This window comes from Pseudoalteromonas sp. T1lg24, from assembly GCF_002964745.1.
GTDB lineage: Bacteria > Pseudomonadota > Gammaproteobacteria > Enterobacterales > Alteromonadaceae > Pseudoalteromonas > Pseudoalteromonas spongiae.
In genome coordinates this window covers 1-22,308 of sequence record NZ_PQCB01000010.1, presented here as the reverse complement: position 1 = coordinate 22,308, position 22,308 = coordinate 1, and the positions used below count along the sequence as shown (strand labels likewise).

Genomic DNA, 22,308 nt, shown 5'->3' with positions numbered 1-22,308 from the left:
TTATTTCTTGAATGGGAAGTTAAACGCTGTTAACAACGCACGGCCTTCCTCATCACTTTTCGCAGAAGTAGTGATTGTGATATCCATACCGCGAACGCGGTCTACTTTATCATAATCGATTTCTGGGAAGATGATTTGCTCACGTACGCCCATAGAATAGTTACCGCGACCGTCGAAAGACTTTGCGCTAACACCGCGGAAGTCACGAATACGTGGCATCGCAATAGAGACTAAACGCTCTAGGAAATCCCACATACGCTCACCGCGTAGGGTTACTTTACAACCGATCGGATAGCCTTCACGAATCTTAAAGCCAGCAACTGATTTGCGCGCTTTAGTGATAAGTGGCTTCTGACCAGAGATAGCTTCTAGGTCGCTTACTGCGTTCTCTAGAATCTTTTTGTCCGCTAGGGCTTCGCCCACACCCATATTAAGGGTGATTTTCTCAATTCGAGGGACTTGCATGACAGAGCTGTAGTTGAACTCTTTAACTAGTTCAGCTACTACTTTGTCTTTATATACTTCATGCAGTTTCGCCATCGTATACTCCGACTATTAGATAGTTTTACCGGTAGATTTGAAGATACGTACTTTCTTACCATCTTCAATCTTGAAACCTACACGATCCGCTTTACCAGTTTCCTGGTTAAAGATCGCTACGTTTGATACGTCTACTGACGCTTCTTTCTCAACAATACCGCCTGGCTGGTTCAACTGAGGAACTGGCTTCTGGTGCTTCTTGATTAAGTTAACGCCTTCAACAAATACTCGACTAGATTCAGTTACAACTGAAAGCACTTTGCCGCGCTTACCTTTGTCTTTACCTGCAAGTACGATTACTTCGTCATCACGACGGATTTTTGCTGCCATGATCGACTCCTTATAGTACTTCTGGGGCTAGTGAAACGATCTTCATGAACTTATCGTTACGAAGTTCACGAGTCACAGGGCCAAAGATACGAGTACCAATTGGCTGTAAGCTATCATTTAAGATTACTGCCGCATTGCTATCGAAACGGATTAAAGAGCCGTCTGGACGACGAACGCCTTTTTTAGTACGCACAACTACTGCGTTTTTAACATCACCTTTCTTCACTTTACCGCGAGGAATAGCTTCTTTAACAGAAACTTTGATGATATCGCCAATCGCTGCGTAGCGACGGTGCGAACCGCCAAGGACTTTAATACACTGCACTTTGCGAGCGCCGCTGTTATCAGCAACGTCCAGCTGAGTTTGCATTTGGATCATTTTATATGCTCCGGTGTAGTTAAAAATTGCCGTAAATTCATACGAAATCACGACCTAAACGTTTATTTGTTCACCATTAAGCGTGTCATCGACAGCTCAAGGGCGGGCAATTGTACCAGCAAACACTGATAAGTGGTAGGTTATTTTTTAATTAATTTAGTCGTTAAACTAATGATAAAAAAAGCCTTGCAATAACAAAGAGTTCAAAAAACGTACAGCGCTGTTTATATTTACTGAGAAAGATTAATGGGGGTATGTGAAGGCGATTTCAAGCGCTAGCGGGAATGCATAATAAACATTTTACAAACCCGCTAATCAAAGCATGCGAGAGACAACCTGTCTTTATTAATATTTTCAGTGAACCGAGTGATTAAACAAAGGACGGCTACTCCTTGTTAAATAAATCTTTTAGCTTATCTTTGATCTTATCTTTCGCTTTGTCTTTTGCCGCTTCGCCAATATCAGGCTTTACTTGCACATCATGCAATGGGCCTTTTAAACGAATTGGAATTTTAAAGCCGGTACTTTTATCTTGCGTGCCTTGCCCTTCAATTGAGTCAACTATGCCGGTTACCAGACGATAGTTAATTTTTGTCGCCGGTAGATCAATATCACCATTGCCAGTAACGCGAATCAATGGGCTTTTTAAGGTCAATTCGTTCTGTTTGCTCACGCCTTCGCTAAACTGAAAGTTACCCGCAAGTTCTGAGAAATCCGTTTTTTCAGCGTTATCAAAGCCCTTTTCAAGCCCTTTTGCATCAAGACCACCGCCTTTAATAAGTTGCTCTGCGCTGCGCACCATAGCGGCAATATTAGCGCCTTTAACGGCACCATCGTTAAAACCAAAACCAACGCTGCCATGCAGTGATTCAATAAACTGCTTCTGTGATTGCCCTTGGCTATTAAGCGCAATGGTTAATAATCCTTTGCCCATTAATTTATCAAAACCAACCGCATCGGTTAATAAAGGTTCTGCTTGAATGCCATCAAATGAAAACGATGTATTGAGTTTATATGGTGCACGCTTGGCCATTAATACTACTTGTCCCGTACCGTCGCCTTCGTACGCTTTAAACTTGTCTAAACCGATTTGTGCCGTACCATTATTAAGCTTGAGCGATAACTTAGTTTCACCCAGTTTGATTTCTTTAAACTGAAAGCCCGTCGCTGCGATTTTGATATCAGCATTTACACTATTAAGCGCCGATAAATCGATTTCACTGTCATCCCACACAATAGGTTGTGGCTTGCTTGGTGTATCGGTGCTTTGTTCCGTCGACTCGTCTGGCACATCAATTTTTTCAGGTAAGTAAGGGTTCACATTCAACATACCTAAATCAACATTAGCAGTAATCTTTGGCACCTTGGTTAACGCAACCTTTGCCGAACCTTTAATTGCTAGGTCATCTAAGCTGGCGTCAAGTTTAGATAGATTAAACTCTTGTCCGGCAAAACGCATTTCTGACGCAATTGAAAATTTATTAAATGCATTTTCTTTCGCTGTAAGCGCTTGGCTTTGCCACTTAGCAAGCGCTTTAACCGAGTCGCCCGTCACATCTAACTTACCACTAAAATCAGTCATCTGTTTTGCAACTAGTCCATCAAAGGTAAGTGCAACCAAGCGAGAATCTAATGCGGTTTTTAACGTAAAATCTTGGCCTAACAATAGTTTTTCTGGAGTGTTAAGTGTTACATCTAATTCGAATTTCTCGGCCATGTAAGTAACTGCACCTTTTACTTTCAGGTCCTTTTTAAGCGAAGGTAATTGAATTGCTAAATCTAAGTCTGTTACTTTTTGCGATGTATTATTTTGATGATCAATAAATGTGAAGCTACCGCCATAAATCGCGACTTCGCCTAATTGAATATCAACGCCTTCGGGTAAACTTTTTGCTTTACCTTGCTGTTCTGGCGCCTTGTTTTGTTCTGTCGCACCCGACGCATTAACTAGCTGCCAGTTAACTTCACCATTAGGCATTTTCTCAAGCAGTATTTCTGGATTTTTAATGACAAACTTTTCAAGTTTAATATCACCAGATAAAACCGACAGGTAAGGAATGTGAATCGCAAGCTGCTCCATAGCTGCCATATTCGGCTTTGAACCCTGCTCAAAGTTAGCAAATGTCACATCATTTAGTTCCAGTTTTAGCGCAGGGAATACCGATAGGCTTTTGTCGCCTTTAATCTCGAGCGTGCGCCCTGTTGTTTGCTCAACCGATTGCGTAACTTGTTTAAAAATAAAATCGACCGGAATAATAAATGGCAAAGCCACAATTAACGCGATTAAACCAAGTAGTAGAAATCCAATAACTTTTGCGAGAGTTTTCATTGTGTGTCCCTTAAATCACATCTAACGCTACTATAGCTAACGCGCGTTAAAGTTAAAACCTAACTCTCTAAAAATCGCAAGGTTTCTTGAACCAATGTATTAAGCCCTTGAACCATTCTTGGCTGCCATGGCAAGGCAAAGGTAATGCGAAAATAATTATCAAATTCAGCACTTGTTAAAAACATTTTGCCGGGCGCAATCGCCACATTATATTTTATTAATCGTTTAAAGAGGATTTCTGAACTTTTGCTATGAGGTAACTTTAACCATAAACAAGGTCCCCCCGAAATTGTTGGTATATCTATGTAACCCACAAGTGGCCGCAAAATAAATAAGGTTTCAGTGTACTGCTGCCACATTGCTTTTCTTAATCGCGTGAGTAATTTTCGATATTCTAATGACCTAATCATCTCGTTTAGCATCATTTGGCTTGCCATATCAGGCTTTTCTACCGTGATATGTTTTGTAAAAAGACATAATTCAATACATTGATGGCAAACCATATAACCAAGCGAGAAACTAAAGCTTATCGTATCTGAGAAATCGCCAATGCTAATTGCTGGTGTTTTATCTCGCGGTGTTAAAAAATGCATGATCGATTTAGGCCGCATTCCTGAAAAGTAAAGCTCCCCTCGATCATATTCAATTAACACAACATCACGTGCTTGCGCCCATGCGACCAATGCCTTTTTGTCTTGGTCATGCAGCAAGCGCCCAGTTGGGTCATTAAAATTTGGATTAAACACATATGCACTGAAAGGCTCGGCTTGATACACCTTATCGAGCAAAGCTATTTCATCGACGTAATTAGCTTGCATTGGAATAGCGACAGTGTCGATTTGCAATTGCGCCATATTAGCGTTTATGAAAAATGAGCATGGTGCTTCAATAGCAACCCGCTTTTGCAATAACCATAAAGAGATCATAGCCAGGCTCAGCGCATCGCTACGCCCGTGTGTGATTAGGATATTTTCACTGGCATACGAAAAGTCATTGCAACTTAGATGTTGCGCAAGCGTACTTCGCAAATTAGGCAAACCCGCTTCAAAATTATCCTGCTTTAAACGATAAGGTCGTTGGGTTAATACTTTACGATGCAACTTATTGAGCAATGCTTCATTATCTAGCACGGTCGAAGGGCCAGTACAGGACAGTGGCAAAATAGATTCATCATTAAACGAATACTGTACCGATTGCGCTAGTGGTAAAGCATGTAAGTCACACTTATAAATTACATCACTGCCATAGCTATGCGCTTTAAATTTACTCTCGCCATTTACAAAATAGCCCGATTTAGGCTTTGCATGTATAAGTGTCACCTTTTCAAGCTCAGACAAAACCTTAGTAGCCGTGCTAATAGAAACGTCGTGACGCTTGCCCAATGCCCTAACCGAGGGCAATTTATCGCCGGGTAGCAATTCGCCATTACTAATGAGCTGTTGATAGTAAGAAAATAACTGACGGTATTTGAACTCAGCCATCTGTACCCTAAAAATATTCTGCAACTGTATCTGTATTGCATTTTTGATCGGCATTAAAGTTTTTACCAGTACAGATAAGGAGAAAATATGAATACACTTATTGAAACACCGCGTTTATTAATGCGCGAATTTACGCTTGAAGATGCTGAGCACGTATTCAAATTTAGCAGTAATGAAGATGTTACCCGTTATACCGGAGACGCTGGCTGGGTAAACACCACAAACGATGCCGAAAATATTATTCGCAATATTTGGTTAAAAGAATATAACGAGGTTGGCTATGCGCGCTTTGCCTTGGTCCTTAAAGAGAACAACCAAGTTATTGGGTTTTGTGGCTTAAAATATGAACCCGAGTTAAATGCACCTGATATCGGCTACCGCATGCTGCCAGAATATTGGGGCAAAGGCTTGGGCATGGAAGCAAGTCGCGCCGCACTTGAATATGCATTTAACCAGCTTGGCCTGTCTTATATTGTTGGCGAAGTAGATGTTGCTAATACTGCTTCACATAAAATACTGACAAACCTTGGTCTTGTAGAGCAGAAACGTTATGAAAAGTGGGGACATCATTTAATTCACTTGAGTATTGATAACTTCCCTGAAATCACAACCGACAAGTTCACCTTAGTTCAACAAACACAGGCAAAAGCCGAAGTCGTTTTCCGTCTTTTTTCTAACTCAAAGGTGTGTGAGTTCTACGATTTACCAGTTATGAGCGACTTAGCAGAAGCCAAAAAACTTATTGAGAAAGATGAGCTAATACGCAGACAAGGTAAAGGGCATCGCTGGTTAATACAGTGCAACACACGCCAGCAAATTGTTGGCAGCTGCGGTTACAAATATGATTTTTGCACACGTACAGCGAAAATTAGCATCGAGATCTATCCTGATTTCTGGCAACAGGGTTTCGCATCAAATGCAATTAACACGATGACAAAATGGATGTTTACTCATATCGCCTCATTAAACCGAATTGAAGCAGAAGTACTTCCAGAAAACACAGCGTCAACTAAACTGTTTACTAAGCTTGGTTTTCATTTGGATGGTGTGATGCGCGAAAAAGGTGTTTGGAAAAATAAAACCCATGACCTTCAAGTTTTTAGTTTACTCAGGCGTGAAATTTAAGAAGTCAATATTGCATCAAAATTAGATCTCAGTATGATCCACAGCCCGCTTAGCGTAACACTTTGCAGGACATTGTTAATATTATATTGGGGTCACTTACTAATTATGAAAAAATTGCTTACGTCGCCATCGAAAATGCCACTTTCTGAAGTGGAAGCAAACATCTACCAAAATATTTTAAAACTCATTCCAGATGTTAGCCTTAACTTAATGGCCGTAAAAGTAAGTAACCATCCAGAAGATTTTGCAGGCTGGTGTTATGAGTTAATTGATGTTGTAAGCAAACGCATTAATTTTGACCTACTTGAACCAAATCAACTACCTATTTTAAAGAAAATTCAGCAACAGCTAGAGGCGGGTATTGGCATTAGCCAAATTAAAACGCTACGTATTGCGCCTTGGCCAGTTGTATTTGATTCAATTCAGCAAAATAAAGAGCGCATTGTGCTAGATGAGCAACTTGCACTGCTTAAACATATTGAGAGTATTCGTGAAACCTCTCTGGTTGATATGATTGAAGAAGACAAGCTAGCGTTTGCCGGTAAACATACGGCAAAACATGATCCCAGCATCTATCAATTTGATGTTGAATGGTTTGCGTCAACCAAAACAGCCAAAGCGCTACATAATGTGATAGCCACAAGCTGTACTGACTTAAATGATGCGCTTAGTCATATTCCGCTAGAAGGTGACATCACCTTTGAAAACTACATGGATTTTGTGCGTGGTTACATCACAGCATTTGCAGCAGTTGATAATGAAAAAGCCACACTTGCGCCAGCAACCCGTTTGCTAGCCATGCGCCGCCCTGATTTTTTCACCCCAGTAACAGCAGCAAGCCTTGATATTTTATGCCAAGCGTTTGGCCTTGTGAGATTAAACAACCAAGACTTTGACCGCTACTGGCATGACATAGTTATGGCAATTCACAAACAACCTTGGTTTATTGCAACAACACCTGAAGTCGAAGAAGAACGAGCTCTTTGGCACTACAAAGCATTAGTACCATGTTGGTTTGCTTATTACAGTGACGATGCGAAAGAAAATTCTAACTACTACAAAGCACTTCATAAACCGAAACGCGCAAGCTCAGAAAAATCGAGTGGCCGTAAACGCGGGAAAGAATCAGCTGAAGCATTGGTTGATCGTGCGTTGGCAGCAGAAGATATGCCACAACATATTAAGAATATGCGCGATTCTATTGTGAAAGAAGTTGCTGCTGGTCGAAGCGTTGATGAAACCATCACTCTGATGCGTACTATTTTCGGCTAATCACAAAACAAGGTGCGCAGTTTTTGTGCACCTTGTGATTTTCACGCACCGAGTTAGTGCATTATTTTCATATACTCATCTTGCCAAATTCATAATTCCCTACTAGTACTTTGATATTCTTGAACTTTTCAGTTTAGGCATAAACTTTGTTAATGGATAGTTAACTCAGCGCTACAATTTTAGGAATTATTATGAAAAAACAATTACTCACAACTCTCACTGCTACGAGTATCGCCTTTTTCTCAGCAGCAAGTTATGCAGAAGTAACCGCCAATGCTGCAGCTTCATCAAACTACTTATGGCGTGGTGTAACGCAAACCAGCGACAACGCTCAAGTATCTGGTGGTATCGATTACAGCCATGAATCAGGGTTTTATGCGGGCACATGGGCATCAAATGTGGACTTTGGTGGTGATAAGCCAGGTTATGAACTTGATTTATACGCAGGCTTTGCTGGCGAAATGGGTGAGTTTGGTTACGACGTGGGTTATGTGTATTACGCATACCCTGATGCGGTTGACTCAATTGACTTTGGTGAACTTTATGGTGCGTTAAGCTGGAACTGGCTCGAAGGTAAAGTAAGTTATCTTAGCAATGCGCAGTCAGGTGCAACTTCAGAAGAAGATATGATTTACCTAGAGCTAAACGCAACTTTTGAAGTCTTAAATGAAACCGAACTGACATTCCACATTGGTAATTCGATGGGTGATACCGTTGCAGAGTGGTATGGCGAAGACGACAGCTATATTGACTACGGTGTGAGCATTGCAAAAGGCGGCTTCACTTTCGGTGTTGCGCAAACAGATTTAGATGCAGATGACGACTTAAAAGTTTATGTGGGCTTTGCCATGGACTTTGAACTCTAGCAATCAGTATTAATGCTTTAAACTAAAATTACTCCAACTTGCTACAACTAAGGGTGCCTTTCGGCACCTTTATTTCGTTTAGTAAATATCCAAGGCTAAGTGTTATGGCACACTGTGACCTGTTGATGCTTGCCAAACGCGATACCATTGCTCACGACTCAAACGCACTTTACTTGCTGCAACTGCTGATTGAATACGCGCTAACTTTCCAGTTCCTAAGATTACACTCGGTTGACATGGTAACGTTAACAACCACGCGTAAGCAGCTTGATCGATACTATCTAACCCAGTTTCTTCAGCAACACTTTGCAGTGCAGGTCTAACTCGCTGTGCTTGTTCTGTTTCAGCAAATAAACCGCCACCAGCAAGAGGCGACCATAGCATAGGTGATATTTCATGCTGTTGGCATAAGTTAAGCGTACCATCTTCAAGTGCCCCCATTTGTAACGGTGACATTTCAATTTGATTGGTTACTAACTTAAAGTCCAAGCGCGACTGCAATAACTCAAACTGCGAAGCCGTAAAATTTGAAACACCAAAGTTAAGCACTTTGCCTTGTGCTTTTAGCTCACAAAAGGCGTCTGCAACTTCATCCGCATGCATTAAGTAATCCGGACGGTGAATTAATAACACATCAAGGCAGTCAGTTTTGAAATTACGCAGTGATTGTTCTGCCGAGGCAATAATATTTGCTTTACTTGAGTCATAGTGTGCAGTTTTACCTGCAAAGCCATTTTCAGGCCACGCAGGTTTAATACCACACTTAGTAATGATCTTAAGTTGATCTCTTAAATGAGGTGTTAATGCCTCACCAAAGAGTTTCTCACACTGGTATTGACCATAGATATCCGCATGGTCAACCGTATCTATACCAAGCGCTAGCAGTTGCTCAATGAATTGCGCTAAAGAAGACCCGCGCTGTTGCCACTCATCTAAACGCCAAAAGCCAGCCACAAACGACGGTAATTTAAATTCTTGCATATAATTCCCCTGATTTAGATAAGCTTATTGTAAAGTGTGGCCAAACTTAGCGCATTGCTTCGCATACGTTTTCAGGAAAAAATAATGTTTTTGCATGAAATAAAAACCGCTTTCTAAGCGATTGTGCAATTTGCTAACGTTTCGCCATTAAGAGATACACTCAACTTGTCTTGAATATTAAGCTTACCTACCCCTTCTGGCGTGCCCGTTAAAACAATGTCACCCGGCTGTAATGAGAAATACCTAACAATTTCAGACAGCAGCTGTTCAATTTTAAATATCATCAAATTAGTGTCACCAGATTGGCGAAGCTCATTATTAATCGAAAGTGAAAATTCACTGTGCGTTAAATCATTTTCTGCTAGCGGTACAAAGCGCGACACTAAACAGCTTTTGTCGTAGGCTTTTGCGCGCTCCCACGGATGCCCTTTCGCTTTCAGTTTTGCTTGCTCATCGCGTAACGTAAGATCAAGCCCTACACCTAAACCAGCAATACAAGACTTATAATCTGCAATATTGTCCTTATTGAGCGGCTTACCAATTAACAACATTAGCTCCGCTTCATAATGGTGCTCACCTAAGCTATAGTCTAACGCCACTTCCCCTGCCGCATTTACAATACTGATTGCTGGTTTTAAAAAGAGTAACGGCTCAGTAGGTACTTCATTACCGAGTTCTGCTGCATGGGCAACATAATTGCGCCCCACACAAACTGCTTTGCCTATAGGAAGTTCAATAACCTCACCGTTATTCCATAAATACATCATGTAAAATTACCTTTTTATAGTGCTTGCGCCTGTGACTTAAGTTCAGCTAAATAGCTTGCTTGTCGCTTTTTATGCCAAGTGCGCATATTAGCCGCTAGGCTCACTGCCTTTTCTTGCAACTCAATGGCTTTGTCAAATTCTTTACTTTTCGCATAAGCCTTGGCTAAGTGGTGATAAGCATATGCATCTTGCGGATAAAGCGCTAATGCTTGGTTAAACACCTTTTTAGCCAATTCAGGCGATGTTTCTAACAAGTGAAATCCTAAAGCATTAATTGAAGATTTAGGTGAGACTTCAAAGTCAAACTTTTCAGTTGATAGACGCTTATAATGCGCAACAATAGCATCCACACCTTGCTTAGCTATTTTTGATTCAGGTGCCAAGCCGTTATGAATCTCATCAAAGATCTGCTCTATGCCATACGCAGTAGATAACACCGGTAAAGACATAAAGTAATGCTCTTTATAATTTTGATATTGCCATTGTAATGATGCGGGTGCGTTTGCACTAATTTCTTCTTTTAATTGTGAATATCTATGCTGTTGATGATCTTCTTTTATGGTTTCGCCATGGGTAAACAGTAAATAACGTGGTTTATCATTTAGCTTGGCTAATTTCTTACCATAGCCCTTTAAAATATTGACTTGCTCTGGCGTGAGCTCTGGGCTAATCACAATATGTGCATTAAACAAGTTTGGTTTATTCACTAAGCTTGAAAGCACCACCGAACCATTCACCCTAAAGCCACTAAAAATGCGAAAGCCGCTAGTACGGTATTGTTTATCAATTTCTGGCACTAATTGGGCTTCAAAAAAATCGAGTAAAGGCGTTGTTTTGCCTGTAGCATCAAATAACCGCCCTACCGGATTACCATATGCAGGCGTCACAATAATGGTTTCTAACCAAGGCCATTCACCATTATGACTCATCCAATCATGCATACCCGCTAAGTAACTTTTAGCATTAGGGTGAAAGTCAAACATTAGCACGTAGTGTTTATTTGGCTTTTGCGAATAGCTTTTTGGCAACTGCACATTAAATTCTAATGGTTGTTTAAACCCGTGGTCTGCAACTGTGAGAACAACTTGCTCTGCTTTAACTAACGTACTTAGCAATGCCAGACCAAGCATCAGATAACATATTAAAAAGCGCATAAAGTCCATATGGAATTGATTTGGGTATAGCCAAACTACTGAACAAGTTTACCTAAGTAAATTGATTTTGAATTTGTAAAACACTTAATAACTTCGAACAATAAGAACTTGCTTGAGTTAGAATTAATTAGAACAACAATAATACTTAAATCTTAATTTTATCTATGAAAAACAATTACCTGATTACAAATTATTAGTATCTATTTTTAATTAAAGATGATTTAATGACCAAGTATTCATTCAAAGGATTTGATCATGATGAACCGCATGTTTATGCTGTCTCTTACTACTCTACTCTTAGCTGCATGTGGCAGCTCAGAGCCAAAAAAAACAGAATCTGTAAATCAAGCCCCTACTGTAAGTATTCCTAACGTTGGAGAGGTGATTAACTTACAAACCGTTGAATTCTCAGCTTCCGCCAATGATGCTGATAATAACCTCGCATCCACTGAGTTTTCTCTTTCCAGTAACGGCGAGGTTTTAGTTACTAGCGATACCACAAACTTTACTTACCAATTCCCATATTCAGAGGTCGATGTTGGTTATCAACTGAGCATTACCGCTACAGATAGTGACGGTCTCTCTGCTAATTCTGTGCAAGAGTTTACAGTTCCGGCTAGTAACATAAGCATTAAAGCTTATGAACCCCTTGTGAGTTTACAAGAAGCAAATTTTGAAATTGAATTGAGCAATATTGATACAAGTCAATTAGAAACATCTCTGACACTACAATATCTAAACGACAATATAGCCAGTCATAACTCTAACTTAGTCTACAAATTTCCAATACATACGGAAAAAACACCATATAAACTAAAACTAGAGGTGTACAATACTGGTAAAAAGATTATTGAAAATATTAGCTCATTCGAGATAGATCCAATCTCGGTATCATTTGAACTACCGTTTAATAGCATTTCAATGCGTTATATTGATGTCATTGCTAAGGTAGAAAATATCGCTGAAAACAATCTGTCATCAAATCTCAAACTATCAAACCCTGAATATCAAATTGAAACATTAGCTTCAAATCACATACGTTTTTTTGCCCATAAAAAATACACAGCTGATAATGGAAAAGAGAACAAGCCGCAAGGTGATGGATATTCTGAAGAAATTTCAGCTATTTTTACGTTTAACAACGAAGAATACACTTTGGATTTCTCTATTCAGCCTTTCCAGAGCGCACCTATTTGGCCAGTAAGACAATCTGCCACTAATTTACAGCACTTAAATACAAACAAGTCTTCAATTGACGTAGACAAATGTCTAAACGGCGATGAACACAATATTAAGTTATTCAAACACGACTTTAATGATGATGGTATGGATGATTTTTACTGTGTGGATGAATCTGGCTCTGACTACGTTCTTTATTTTTATTTATCACAGGGGGCAGATTCTTATCTTGAGCAAATAGTTTCGACAGACCTTTATCAAAACTATGCAAACTATCTATTAGCTAATCACAATGATAAGCCATATTTTCTTGCTGTTGACAGTCAACGCAACATCATGCTTTTTGAATATAATGCTACAAACCAAAACGTTGAGCTAAAGAACACGTTTCCCACTGAAAGTGAACTTGGCTATAGCAAAGGTTTCTATTTTTCTGCTTCAAATAGCGGCTTTTTATTAGGTTTGACTTACCCTGAAAATGACTATGATGATGTATACGGTTACGCAGATTACACAATCTCAATATCTGATTTCACATATTATGAAAACGACCTTATAGAAAATAAAAATATCATTCTTGAAAAAGTCGATTTTTCAAACTTTATTGAGCTCGCATACGATGACGTTAACGAGGATGGAATAAGCGAATTAGTATTTCACTTTTCAGATAAAGAGCTTGATGTAAAACCGAGTGAACGCCTAATATTAATTAATAATGATTTCTCAAAAAGTATCGACTTTGGTGAATTCCACACCATTTCGAGACAGAATATCGACGAAGATCCCTACCAAGAAATTATTGCTGAAGGGTTTGTTATTGTTGGTAGCAAACCGCTTGATACATACAAACATTGGAAATTAACTGGCAAAAGTCATTTAACATTAAATGAACTTGGCGAAAAACAAGTGAACAAACTTGAGGACTTCTTAAATAATGACCTCTTCTTTTATTTCTACAGTATTGACTACCCAATAGATCCAAACAGCGACCTTGCATTGTTAATCTATCAACCTTACAGCAACGAAACAAACTCTCCACCTTACACAACGTTAAATAAGCATGTACTTATTAGAAACGAACAAATACCTGTTGATTTAAAAGATAGGGATGCTGATGGTGACTTAGATTTAGTCATTGATAATAGTATATGGATTGAGAACCCTAATGGTTACCCTATACAAGCCATTATTGATAACTATCAACAATCACAAAAATAAAAAAGAAAGCCGCTAAGTGATATTCACAAAGCGGCTTTTTTATTCGTGTTTTCAATTACAACTTCTTAATATTATCCCCGCTATCGCGGTCGATTAGCTTCACAAATGGGTCAACACCGGCGAACTTAGGTAATTCTTTTACTTTCAGTTCGATAATGTTTTCACCCGATTTGATATTATGCTTTTGTAGGTAAAGTACGGTGTTCTCCGCTGATAAATCCTCAGGGTCAGCGCTAAATAAACCAATATCTACTTTATCGCTAAACTCTACTTCGGTTTCTTTACCTTTGCTGTCAGCGCGGTTTAGCTTGGCATCAATGGTGAGTGTTACTGTGTATAAGCCATTTTCATCTTGTTGGTCAGCAACCGCAACTTCCGTAGTTTTTAAATCATATAAGCTAATGTGTTCAAACAAGTTACTTACGAATTGCTTTTCACTGTCATTTGCGTCTTGTGAAATGTATGACATTAAATCAAGCGTTGTTGGGTAAGGCGTGCTCTGATACTTAAATTCCGCTAAGAAATCTTTCAAAGCTTTGTTTAAACGCTCTTCGCCTAGACGGTCTTTTAACGACATCATTACCACAGAGCCTTTACGATAGTGAATGTACTGCTGGTTTTCACTGCGCATAAATGGCATTTCTTCCAGTGCTTCGGTAGTACGGCCACGTAAGTATCGGTCTAGCTCGTATTTTAAGAACTTACGGATTTTCTCAGGACCATATTTCTTTTCCATTACCATTAACGCGCTGTATTGCGATAAGGCTTCAGAAATAATTGCGCTGCCTTGTACATTTGCCGCGCCTACTTGGTGCCCCCACCATTGGTGAGCCACTTCGTGTGCTGTAACATAGTAAACAGGGTCAATGTTTTCAGGGTCGCGTAAGTCAGTAATAAAACCAATTTCTTCTGAATACGGCACCGTATTAGCAAAGCTTTGTGCAAATGAGCGGTAACCTGGGAACTCAATAATGCGCATTTGCTTATGCTGGTAAGGGCCAAATGCTTCGGTGAAGTAGTCAATCGAGTCTTTCACCGATTCAATCATACGATCCACATTCATATCATGGGTTTTGTGATAGTAGATCTCGATATCAATCCCGTTATAATTTTCCTTTTTCGCTTCTAAGCGCGCAGACATAATTGAGTAGAAGTTAACCATTGGCGCATCCATTTGGTAATGGAAAATACGGCGGCCGTTCTCTACTCGTTCTTCGGTTAAATAACCCGGCGCAATCGCAAACTGATCTTCTGACGTTGAAATAGTCGCCTCGAAGTCGATAAAGCCTGTACCTTTACCAAAGAAGCTTTCATTGTAGTAACGGTCGTCTTCTAATTTATTGGCACGCTCTAATGGCTCTAAACCATGTTTGCGACGCTTATGGCGGTCAACAATTTGGTAACCTTCGTAGTAGCCGAAGTGAGGTAATAAATCACCGTTGTTAATAAAGGTACCATTATTCAGTAACGTAAAGTCCTCATTACCCGCTCTAAAGCCTTTATGTTCACGCACTACGCTTAACTTACCGATGCGCGTTTCACCTGGCTGAAGTGGCTTATCAAAAGTAAACCATGCAAGGCTGTAGGTTTTATCTAATTCACCTAACGCGCCACCGGCTAATTCTACTGAGTACTGTTCGGTATAACGCGGCTTATGCACCATAAACTTCTCAATCGCCGTATCGCCCACATTGGTAAATTCAATATTGGCGGTTGCTTCGATTTTACGTGCTTCAGGGAAAATATCCGCGTTGATATCTACCTTAGTAATTACCGGAATATTATCTTCTTTGTGCTGAACATACGCTTTTTCATAACTAGCTTGTTCAAGCTCAAAATCATCCTGCTCTTGATACACATGCAATACGCGAGTGTTTTGGTAAATGTAACTACCACTGGCAATAAAGATAATTAAACCTGCTGCAACGGTCGCTTTACCATAAGCACCTAAATAATATGGTACTAGCTTGATACGTGCTTTAAGTGGTTGCTCAGGGCCGCGATGCCAAAGTGCATAGCTCAATGCACCTAAAACTAAACTTGCACCTAACCAATACAACATAAACCAGTTATGCGCTGTTAAGAAGTGACCATATTGGTTAATGTCTGAATATGGCACACTTGGCGCATCGGCAAATTGCCACATTGGATGACTAAAGCCAAAATTAGAAAGTACCAATGTTCCAATGATGTACACCATAAACAAAAGCATACCGACATATTTGTTCGGGCTAATTACTTGAAGGAAGAATGCCATCACCACTGTCATCATCAATGGCACAAGGTTGATATAACCTAATCGGAAAGCATACTGAGATAGCTCAAAGTTGGTGTAACCTTTAAGTGCTTGGTTAGCGACTGTAACAAACGTACCAAAGCTATAAAGCAGTACAAAAACAAGTGCTATTGCAATGAATTTAGATAACCAAAAGGTAATATTGTTTACAGGCATACTATCAATGATATCGCCCATACCTGAGTTACGCTCACGCCAAACAACTTCCGCACTGTAATAAGCTAATATCACCAGCATTAATAAACCGGTAGAGCCAGCGACTAATTGCACCATGGTTTGAGTAAGTGGCCAATTAGGCGTGCCAAACATGCCCTGCGGGTCGAATAGAGGCGCCATTAACATAAAGCAGGTAATTAGACCTAAAATCAAAAATGGCGCGCTGAAAATCACTTGTTTCACTTCAAAAAGCGTACGTGTTTTAAGGTGTGCAAGGGTATTAATACGCGGGCTATTTTTAATGTTAATACGGTTTGCAAGTGCTGCTGTGTAACTGTCATTTACAGCTGATTTTTCCGTTTTTTTTGCTTTTACTTTAGTCAGAGTTAAACCACGTTTAAAGCCGCCAAACAATGCCAAAATAGCAATCGCTGCCACCAGCCAAATTGCGCGGTTTTGCAGTAGTACACCGCTTAACTCGATTGCAGAGTTATTCTTCTCGTGCATTGTCCAGTAACGGGTTACTTCAGCAAACGCACTGTAACCAAATGGGTCAATTAATGCGGCTAATTCGCGATACGCAGGTTCACCGGCAAATTGCACTGCCACGTTATAACCAATAAAGAGTGCTACAGCACTTAAATACACACCCATCATTGAGCGGAAGCGAATCGCAATCGCGTAAAAGATACACGCAAGCACTAATAATGTAGGTACAGATAAATAGAAGAAGGCTGTAAAATAATGGCTTAATACCGTTGGCCCTAGTCGCTCAACATCAACCCATCCTGCAGCGGCACCCAGTGTGGTACCTAGAAAGATACCCAGCGGTACAAACGCAAATACCGTTAATACCACAGCAAACGAGCCAAAAAAGCGCCCTAGCTGATAACTAACAGGGTTTATTGGCTTGGAATATAAAATCTCCGCCATTTTAGAGCTTTCATTACGGATTGCCGTGCTTGCAACAAAATTCACCACCAAAAAGATGGCGAAAAAGCCCAATATTAGTAGTGTTTGCGCGATAGAGAATGGGCCGTTATAAACCACATTACCACCACCGCCAATTTGCACATTTTCAGATACCGTCGCAAAAAACGTCAGCAGAAAGAAAATACTGCTCGTAACAATAAACGAAGGTTGTCGAGTAAAGTAGCGCCACTCGAAGGCGAGCATTTTTAAAAACATATCGCCTCCTTACGCTGCATTTCGGTGTTGCAATAGCGTTGAAAAATAAACATCTTCTAAGTTAGCTGGTGCTGCATCAAACCCTTCTGGTTGGTTTTCGGCCATTACGTGCACAATGGTTTTACCTGCAAATAATCGCTTAGAAATAAGTGGCATAGACGATTCAATTTCTTGTGCTTCATCAAGCGATACCGATTTTTTCCAAATCTGACCATTTAGCTGATCGGTGAGCGCTATTGGGTTCCCTTCTAGTAAAATTTGACCCGATGCTAACACAGCCATATTCGGGCAAAGCTCAGATACATCCTCAACTATGTGAGTTGATAAAATAATGGCTTTTTCTTCACCTAGGCTTACTAATAAGTTGTGAAAACGGTTTCGCTCTTCAGGGTCAAGACCCGCTGTTGGCTCATCCACAATAATTAAATCAGGATCGCCTAACAATGCTTGTGCAATACCAAAGCGCTGGCGCATACCACCAGAAAAACCGCTTACCGCTTTTTTGCGATGCTGAAATAAATTAGTGTGTGCCAGTAAACCCTCAACAGCTTCCTTACGCTCACCTTTACTTTCTAGACCTTTTAAAATCGCCATATGGTCAAGTAATTCATACGCGCTAATACGCGGATACACACCAAAATCTTGTGGTAAATAACCTAGGCGTTTACGTAAGCTTTGCGGATCATTGAATACATCAATACCATCAAAGGTAATTTGACCGGCATCTGCTGTTTGAAGTGTAGCGATGGTGCGCATAAGTGATGATTTACCTGCACCATTTGGCCCTAATAAACCAAACATGCCTTTTGGCACTTCGAGATTTACATTATTCAGTGCTTTTACACCGTTGTCGTACGTTTTTGATAACCCTGTTATTGATAACATTTGCGTTCTCTTTTTTATTTATTGCCAATATTTCATCGGTCAGTCTAAGTAAAGTGAACGCAATATAACCATGTAAAAATGATTAAAGGTTAAATTCGGTGATTAACGGTTTATTAACAAAACACCGCCATTCAAACTAATTAGCGGCGGTACACTTAATAACGGTCTTATTGTGTAAAGGGAAAATACAGTGCAGCCCATAGCGATAATGGTTAACAAAAAAGCCGCCAATCAAAATGATCAGCGGCTTTGCACATAATAGTGGGCGTATTATGTATAAGGGATAAATTTATGCTACTTGCTGCGTGCCATCAGCATGGCGAATTAAATAATCAAATGCGCCTAAACTTGCTGTTGCTCCACTGCCCATAGCAATAATAATTTGTTTAAATGGTGTGGTTGTCGCATCACCTGCAGCATATACACCTGGCATTGATGTAGCGCCCTTATCATCAATAACAATCTCACCAAATGGAGTTAATTCGATACTGCCTTTTAAGAATTCAGTGTTTGGAATTAAACCAATTTGTACAAAAATACCCGCAAGTGAAAGATTATGTTCGTCGCCAGAGACACGATCCGTATAATTTAGGCCAGTTACTCGTGTGCCGTCACCGATCACTTCTGTGGTTTGTGCATTTTTAATAATCTCAATATTACCTAGGCTGTTGGCCTTTTTGATCAGCACTTCATCGGCACGTAACGTGTCAGCAAACTCCACTACGGTAACATGCTCAACAATATTAGCTAAATCGATAGCTGCCTCGATACCTGAGTTACCACCACCAATCACTGCCACTTTTTTGCCTTTAAATAACGGACCATCACAGTGCGGGCAGTAAGCAACACCTTTACCACGATATTCTTGTTCGCCCGGTACATTCATTTCACGCCAGCGTGCTCCTGTTGCCAAAATCACACTTTTACTGGACAGTGTTGCACCGCTTTCCAGTGCGACTTCTACGTTGCCAGACTTACCTAAGGTAACGGCTTTTTGTTGGGTAATAATATCAACATCATAGTCTTTAACATGCTCTTCAAGCTGTGCCACCAGCTTAGGCCCTTCTGTTTTTTGCACCGAAATAAAGTTTTCAATGCCAACAGTATCTGCCACTTGGCCACCAAAGCGCTCAGCCACAATACCCGTTTTTAAACCTTTACGCGCCGCGTAAATTGCTGCTGAAGCACCTGCAGGCCCGCCACCCACTACAAGTACATCAAATTCATCTTTTTGTGACAGTAGCTCAGCTGTTTTTTCTGCTGCGCCATCATCTAGCTTATTGATAATGTCACTGAATGTAAGTGCACCTTGGCTAAATAGCTCACCATTTAAATACACGCTGGGTACTGCCAAAATGTTGCGCTCTGACACTTCACCTTGGAACAGTGCACCATCGATCATTGTAACCGTAACATTCGAATTTAAAGCCGCAATTGTATTAAGTGCTTGTACTACTCCTGGGCATGTTTGGCAACTCAGTGAAATATACACTTCAAAGTTAAGTGTACTTTGCAAACCCTTAATTTGTTCAACTTCCAGCTCACTTGCTTTGGTAGCAACGCCCCCTGTATGCAACAGTGCCAAAATTAAGCTTGTAAATTCGTGGCCCATTGGCACACCCGCAAAATTAATTTCGGTGCCTCTTTTCGGTGAACGAATTGAAAGCATTGGTTTGCGTGCAATTGAATCGTCTTCACGAATTAAAAAGTGCTCACTTAGTGCTAATAGATCATGTGCTAAGGCTTTTACTTCCTGTGATTTATCACTGTCATCTAAGGCAATGACCAGCTCTACAGGGTCGACAATACTGCTAAAATGGCTCTGTAATTGTGTTTTGATATTGTTATCTAAAATACTGTTCATGATGATCATTCCTTAAATGACATTAATCGGTAAACCAAATTGCTGCCTGCTCTAACAGGCAGCAAGGTAAGAGGTGTTAGATTTTGCCAACTAGGTCTAATGAAGGAGCAAGTGTTTCATCACCTGGCTGCCATTTAGCAGGACAAACTTCACCGTCATGTGATGCAACATACTGTGCAGCTTGGATTTTACGAACCAGTTCGCCTGCATCACGGCCAATACCTAAATCGTGAGTTTCGATAACTTTAATCTCACCTTCAGGGTTAATTACAAATGTGCCGCGTAGTGCTAAGCCGTCTTCTTCAATCATTACACCGAAGTTGCGTGTAATACGGCCAGTAGGGTCGCCGATCATTGGGAATTGAATTTTCTTAATTGTGTCTGACGTATCGTGCCACGCTTTGTGTGTAAAGTGTGTGTCGGTTGATACTGAGTACACTTCAACTCCCATTTCTTGTAACTTGCTGTAGTGATCCGCTAGGTCGCCAAGTTCGGTTGGGCAAACAAAGGTAAAGTCGGCTGGGTAGAAGAATACAACTGCCCATTTACCTAAAACGTCTTTTTCAGAAACTTCAACAAACTCACCATTGTGGTATGCCATTGCGTTGAAAGGTTGGATAGTTGTATTGATTAACGATGTGCTCATAATATTTCTCTCTCTATAATGTAATTAGTCATCGAAAAAATTAATTAATGCTTTCCGATTGGCTTGATATATAGATTAAGAAATTCAGTTAAAAAGATAAAACAGATTAATTTGATTACTGTAATCGATTTTTAAGAACATCATAAAGTGATCGATTTTAATCTGCTAATTAATGACTTTCATTAGCACTATCATCACACTTAATTTTTTGCTCGCCATAAAAGTAGATATTATTTACTAAGGTATAAGAACCCGATAACAGACCAGATACCGGAATGATTATGGGAGACAGTACAAACCCAGACACGCTATAAAAAGTATTAGTTGCTTTCGCAACATCAACCACTTTTAGTGTTTTCTTGTCACTAGAAAGCTCACAGCGCAATTTTGCAACACGGGTTGCTTCTTTATCTGTAACAGGAAACACTACACAAGCAGAAAGCAACGAAAGTAATATTAAAAGTAGTATCGTTCTCATAGTCGACACCATGATTTATAAGATTTTTTACTATAGCGAATGTAACCTAATGTGACTGTAAGTATCTGTAATAAAAAATTGATGGTTAACTATTTTTCACATTGACCACCAATAACACTTAAAAATATTTGCACCTAAGTGATACCAAGGATATAACAAAAATAAAAAGGGAAAAATTATGCAAGATCATCAATCAGTACCACTCACAGACTTTATAGAATACCCTCAGGAAGAGATGTTACATCGGGCACAAACCTTTTTAGATACCAGTAAACGTCGCCATTCTATTCGTTCGTTTTCAAATAAGCCTGTACCAAAAGAAATAATTGAAACCTGTATAAAAGTTGCCGCAACCGCACCAAGTGGTGCAAATCATCAACCATGGCATTTTGTGGCAATCAACAGCATGGATGTTAAAAAGAAAATAAGAGAAGCTGCCGAAGATTTAGAACGCTCTTTTTATCAAGGGCGTGCGGGTGAAGAATGGCTCGATGCACTAAAACCTCTTGGTACCGATGATCAAAAACCTTATTTAGAACATGCCCCTTGGCTAATTGCCATATTTAGCCAGAAGAAAGGCGGTATTCATGCTGAAGACAAGAACACCAATTACTATGTGCATGAAAGTGTGGGTATTGCCACTGGGTTTCTAATTCAGGCTTTGCACCATAGCGGTTTAGTTACACTCACCCATACCCCAAAACCCATGAGTTTTTTAACTGATATTTGTAGCAGAAACAAAGATAATGAGCGACCCTATATGCTAATTATTGCAGGATACCCAGCCGAAAACGCTACGGTTCCTGAGCATGCGCTAGTGAAAAAAGACATTACTGAGGTTTCAAGCTTTTTATAATGAAAATACAACCAGGAAAATACCAGCACTTTAAAGGTAACTTTTACCAAGTCATTGACACTGTTACTCATAGCGAAACACAAGAAACGCTTGTATTGTATAAACCACTCTATGGCGAGCAGGCGCTGTGGGTAAGACCAATTGAAATGTTTGTAGAAGAAATAGAGCGCGACGGCAAAGTGTTTAAACGTTTTACCTTGGTAGAATAAGAGCCCTAGTGGCATAAAGTGTGGGTCTCGAAACCTCGGCTGACAAACCATAACTAGGCTCTCATCTTCGAAACTAGAATCTCATAAGGCGTTTTTCCTTTCAAGCCAC

The 22,308-nt window shown here is 40.1% G+C and carries 19 protein-coding genes; 6 read left to right on the top strand and 13 right to left on the bottom strand.

Annotated elements, in window-relative coordinates:
• The 5 genes from rplE to C2M30_RS07140 all read right to left on the bottom strand — a co-directional run bounded on the left by rplE (position 1) and on the right by C2M30_RS07140 (position 5,059).
• Entirely contained in the window at positions 1–540 is a 540-nt protein-coding gene (gene rplE / locus C2M30_RS07160; RefSeq protein ID WP_010562268.1) for a 50S ribosomal protein L5, read from the bottom strand.
• A gap of 15 nt (positions 541–555) precedes the next feature.
• The gene (gene rplX, locus C2M30_RS07155; RefSeq protein ID WP_010562267.1) at positions 556–870 is read right to left on the bottom strand and encodes a 50S ribosomal protein L24; all 315 of its coding nucleotides are present in this window, start codon (positions 868–870) and stop codon (positions 556–558) included.
• A gap of 10 nt (positions 871–880) precedes the next feature.
• Positions 881–1,249: a 50S ribosomal protein L14 gene (rplN, locus tag C2M30_RS07150; protein WP_010562266.1), complete on the bottom strand. Its 369-nt coding sequence runs from the start codon at positions 1,247–1,249 to the stop codon at positions 881–883.
• Positions 1,250–1,634: 385 nt separating this feature from the next.
• Positions 1,635–3,578, bottom strand: a complete 1,944-nt coding sequence (locus C2M30_RS07145; protein ID WP_105171173.1) for an AsmA family protein — start codon at positions 3,576–3,578, stop codon at positions 1,635–1,637.
• A gap of 59 nt (positions 3,579–3,637) precedes the next feature.
• Positions 3,638–5,059 carry an aminotransferase-like domain-containing protein gene (locus tag C2M30_RS07140; protein WP_158683343.1) on the bottom strand — a complete coding sequence of 474 codons (1,422 nt, stop codon included), beginning with the start codon at positions 5,057–5,059 and terminating at the stop codon, positions 3,638–3,640.
• Between the two features lie 87 nt (positions 5,060–5,146).
• Between C2M30_RS07140 and C2M30_RS07135 the strand changes: the two genes are divergently transcribed.
• From C2M30_RS07135 to C2M30_RS07125, 3 genes are all read left to right on the top strand, one after another.
• Entirely contained in the window at positions 5,147–6,184 is a 1,038-nt protein-coding gene (locus C2M30_RS07135; protein WP_105171171.1) for a GNAT family N-acetyltransferase, read from the top strand.
• A gap of 105 nt (positions 6,185–6,289) precedes the next feature.
• On the top strand, positions 6,290–7,456 hold the full coding sequence (locus tag C2M30_RS07130) for a hypothetical protein (protein ID WP_105171170.1): 1,167 nt from the start codon (positions 6,290–6,292) through the stop codon (positions 7,454–7,456).
• Between the two features lie 191 nt (positions 7,457–7,647).
• Positions 7,648–8,322, top strand: coding sequence for a TorF family putative porin (locus C2M30_RS07125; RefSeq protein WP_038638906.1), 675 nt, complete (start codon positions 7,648–7,650; stop codon positions 8,320–8,322).
• A 102-nt stretch (positions 8,323–8,424) separates the two neighbouring features.
• Here the strand turns inward: C2M30_RS07125 and C2M30_RS07120 are convergent, their stop codons facing one another.
• The 3 genes from C2M30_RS07120 to C2M30_RS07110 form a co-directional block, all read right to left on the bottom strand.
• A complete protein-coding gene (locus C2M30_RS07120; protein WP_105171169.1) occupies positions 8,425–9,303 on the bottom strand; it encodes an aldo/keto reductase in 879 nt (292 codons plus the stop codon).
• Positions 9,304–9,416: 113 nt separating this feature from the next.
• Positions 9,417–10,070, bottom strand: coding sequence for a fumarylacetoacetate hydrolase family protein (locus C2M30_RS07115; protein WP_105171168.1), 654 nt, complete (start codon positions 10,068–10,070; stop codon positions 9,417–9,419).
• A gap of 14 nt (positions 10,071–10,084) precedes the next feature.
• Positions 10,085–11,224, bottom strand: a complete 1,140-nt coding sequence (locus C2M30_RS07110) for a tetratricopeptide repeat protein (protein WP_158683342.1) — start codon at positions 11,222–11,224, stop codon at positions 10,085–10,087.
• Between the two features lie 255 nt (positions 11,225–11,479).
• Here C2M30_RS07110 and C2M30_RS07105 point away from each other — a divergent pair, with 255 nt between their 5' ends.
• Positions 11,480–13,621 (top strand): Ig-like domain-containing protein, encoded by a 2,142-nt coding sequence (locus tag C2M30_RS07105; protein ID WP_105171166.1) that lies wholly within the window; start codon positions 11,480–11,482, stop codon positions 13,619–13,621.
• A gap of 55 nt (positions 13,622–13,676) precedes the next feature.
• Here C2M30_RS07105 and C2M30_RS07100 read toward each other — a convergent pair whose 3' ends face one another.
• The 5 genes from C2M30_RS07100 to C2M30_RS07080 all read right to left on the bottom strand — a co-directional run bounded on the left by C2M30_RS07100 (position 13,677) and on the right by C2M30_RS07080 (position 21,134).
• On the bottom strand, positions 13,677–17,261 hold the full coding sequence (locus C2M30_RS07100) for an ABC transporter permease/M1 family aminopeptidase (protein ID WP_105171165.1): 3,585 nt from the start codon (positions 17,259–17,261) through the stop codon (positions 13,677–13,679).
• A gap of 9 nt (positions 17,262–17,270) precedes the next feature.
• A complete protein-coding gene (locus tag C2M30_RS07095) occupies positions 17,271–18,146 on the bottom strand; it encodes an ABC transporter ATP-binding protein (protein ID WP_038638892.1) in 876 nt (291 codons plus the stop codon).
• 289 nt (positions 18,147–18,435) lie between these two features.
• Complete coding sequence (ahpF, locus tag C2M30_RS07090; protein ID WP_105171183.1) at positions 18,436–20,001, bottom strand: alkyl hydroperoxide reductase subunit F; 1,566 nt, start codon at positions 19,999–20,001, stop codon at positions 18,436–18,438.
• Positions 20,002–20,086: 85 nt separating this feature from the next.
• Positions 20,087–20,656 (bottom strand): alkyl hydroperoxide reductase subunit C, encoded by a 570-nt coding sequence (gene ahpC / locus C2M30_RS07085; RefSeq protein WP_038638889.1) that lies wholly within the window; start codon positions 20,654–20,656, stop codon positions 20,087–20,089.
• 169 nt (positions 20,657–20,825) lie between these two features.
• Entirely contained in the window at positions 20,826–21,134 is a 309-nt protein-coding gene (locus tag C2M30_RS07080; protein WP_105171164.1) for a hypothetical protein, read from the bottom strand.
• Between the two features lie 178 nt (positions 21,135–21,312).
• Between C2M30_RS07080 and C2M30_RS07075 the strand changes: the two genes are divergently transcribed.
• Both C2M30_RS07075 and C2M30_RS07070 read left to right on the top strand, forming a co-directional pair.
• Entirely contained in the window at positions 21,313–21,990 is a 678-nt protein-coding gene (locus tag C2M30_RS07075; RefSeq protein ID WP_105171163.1) for a nitroreductase family protein, read from the top strand.
• Positions 21,990–22,199, top strand: a complete 210-nt coding sequence (locus tag C2M30_RS07070; protein WP_010562249.1) for a DUF1653 domain-containing protein — start codon at positions 21,990–21,992, stop codon at positions 22,197–22,199. Before C2M30_RS07075 ends, C2M30_RS07070 begins: the two co-directional genes overlap by 1 nt.
• Positions 22,200–22,308: the final 109 nt, after the last annotated feature.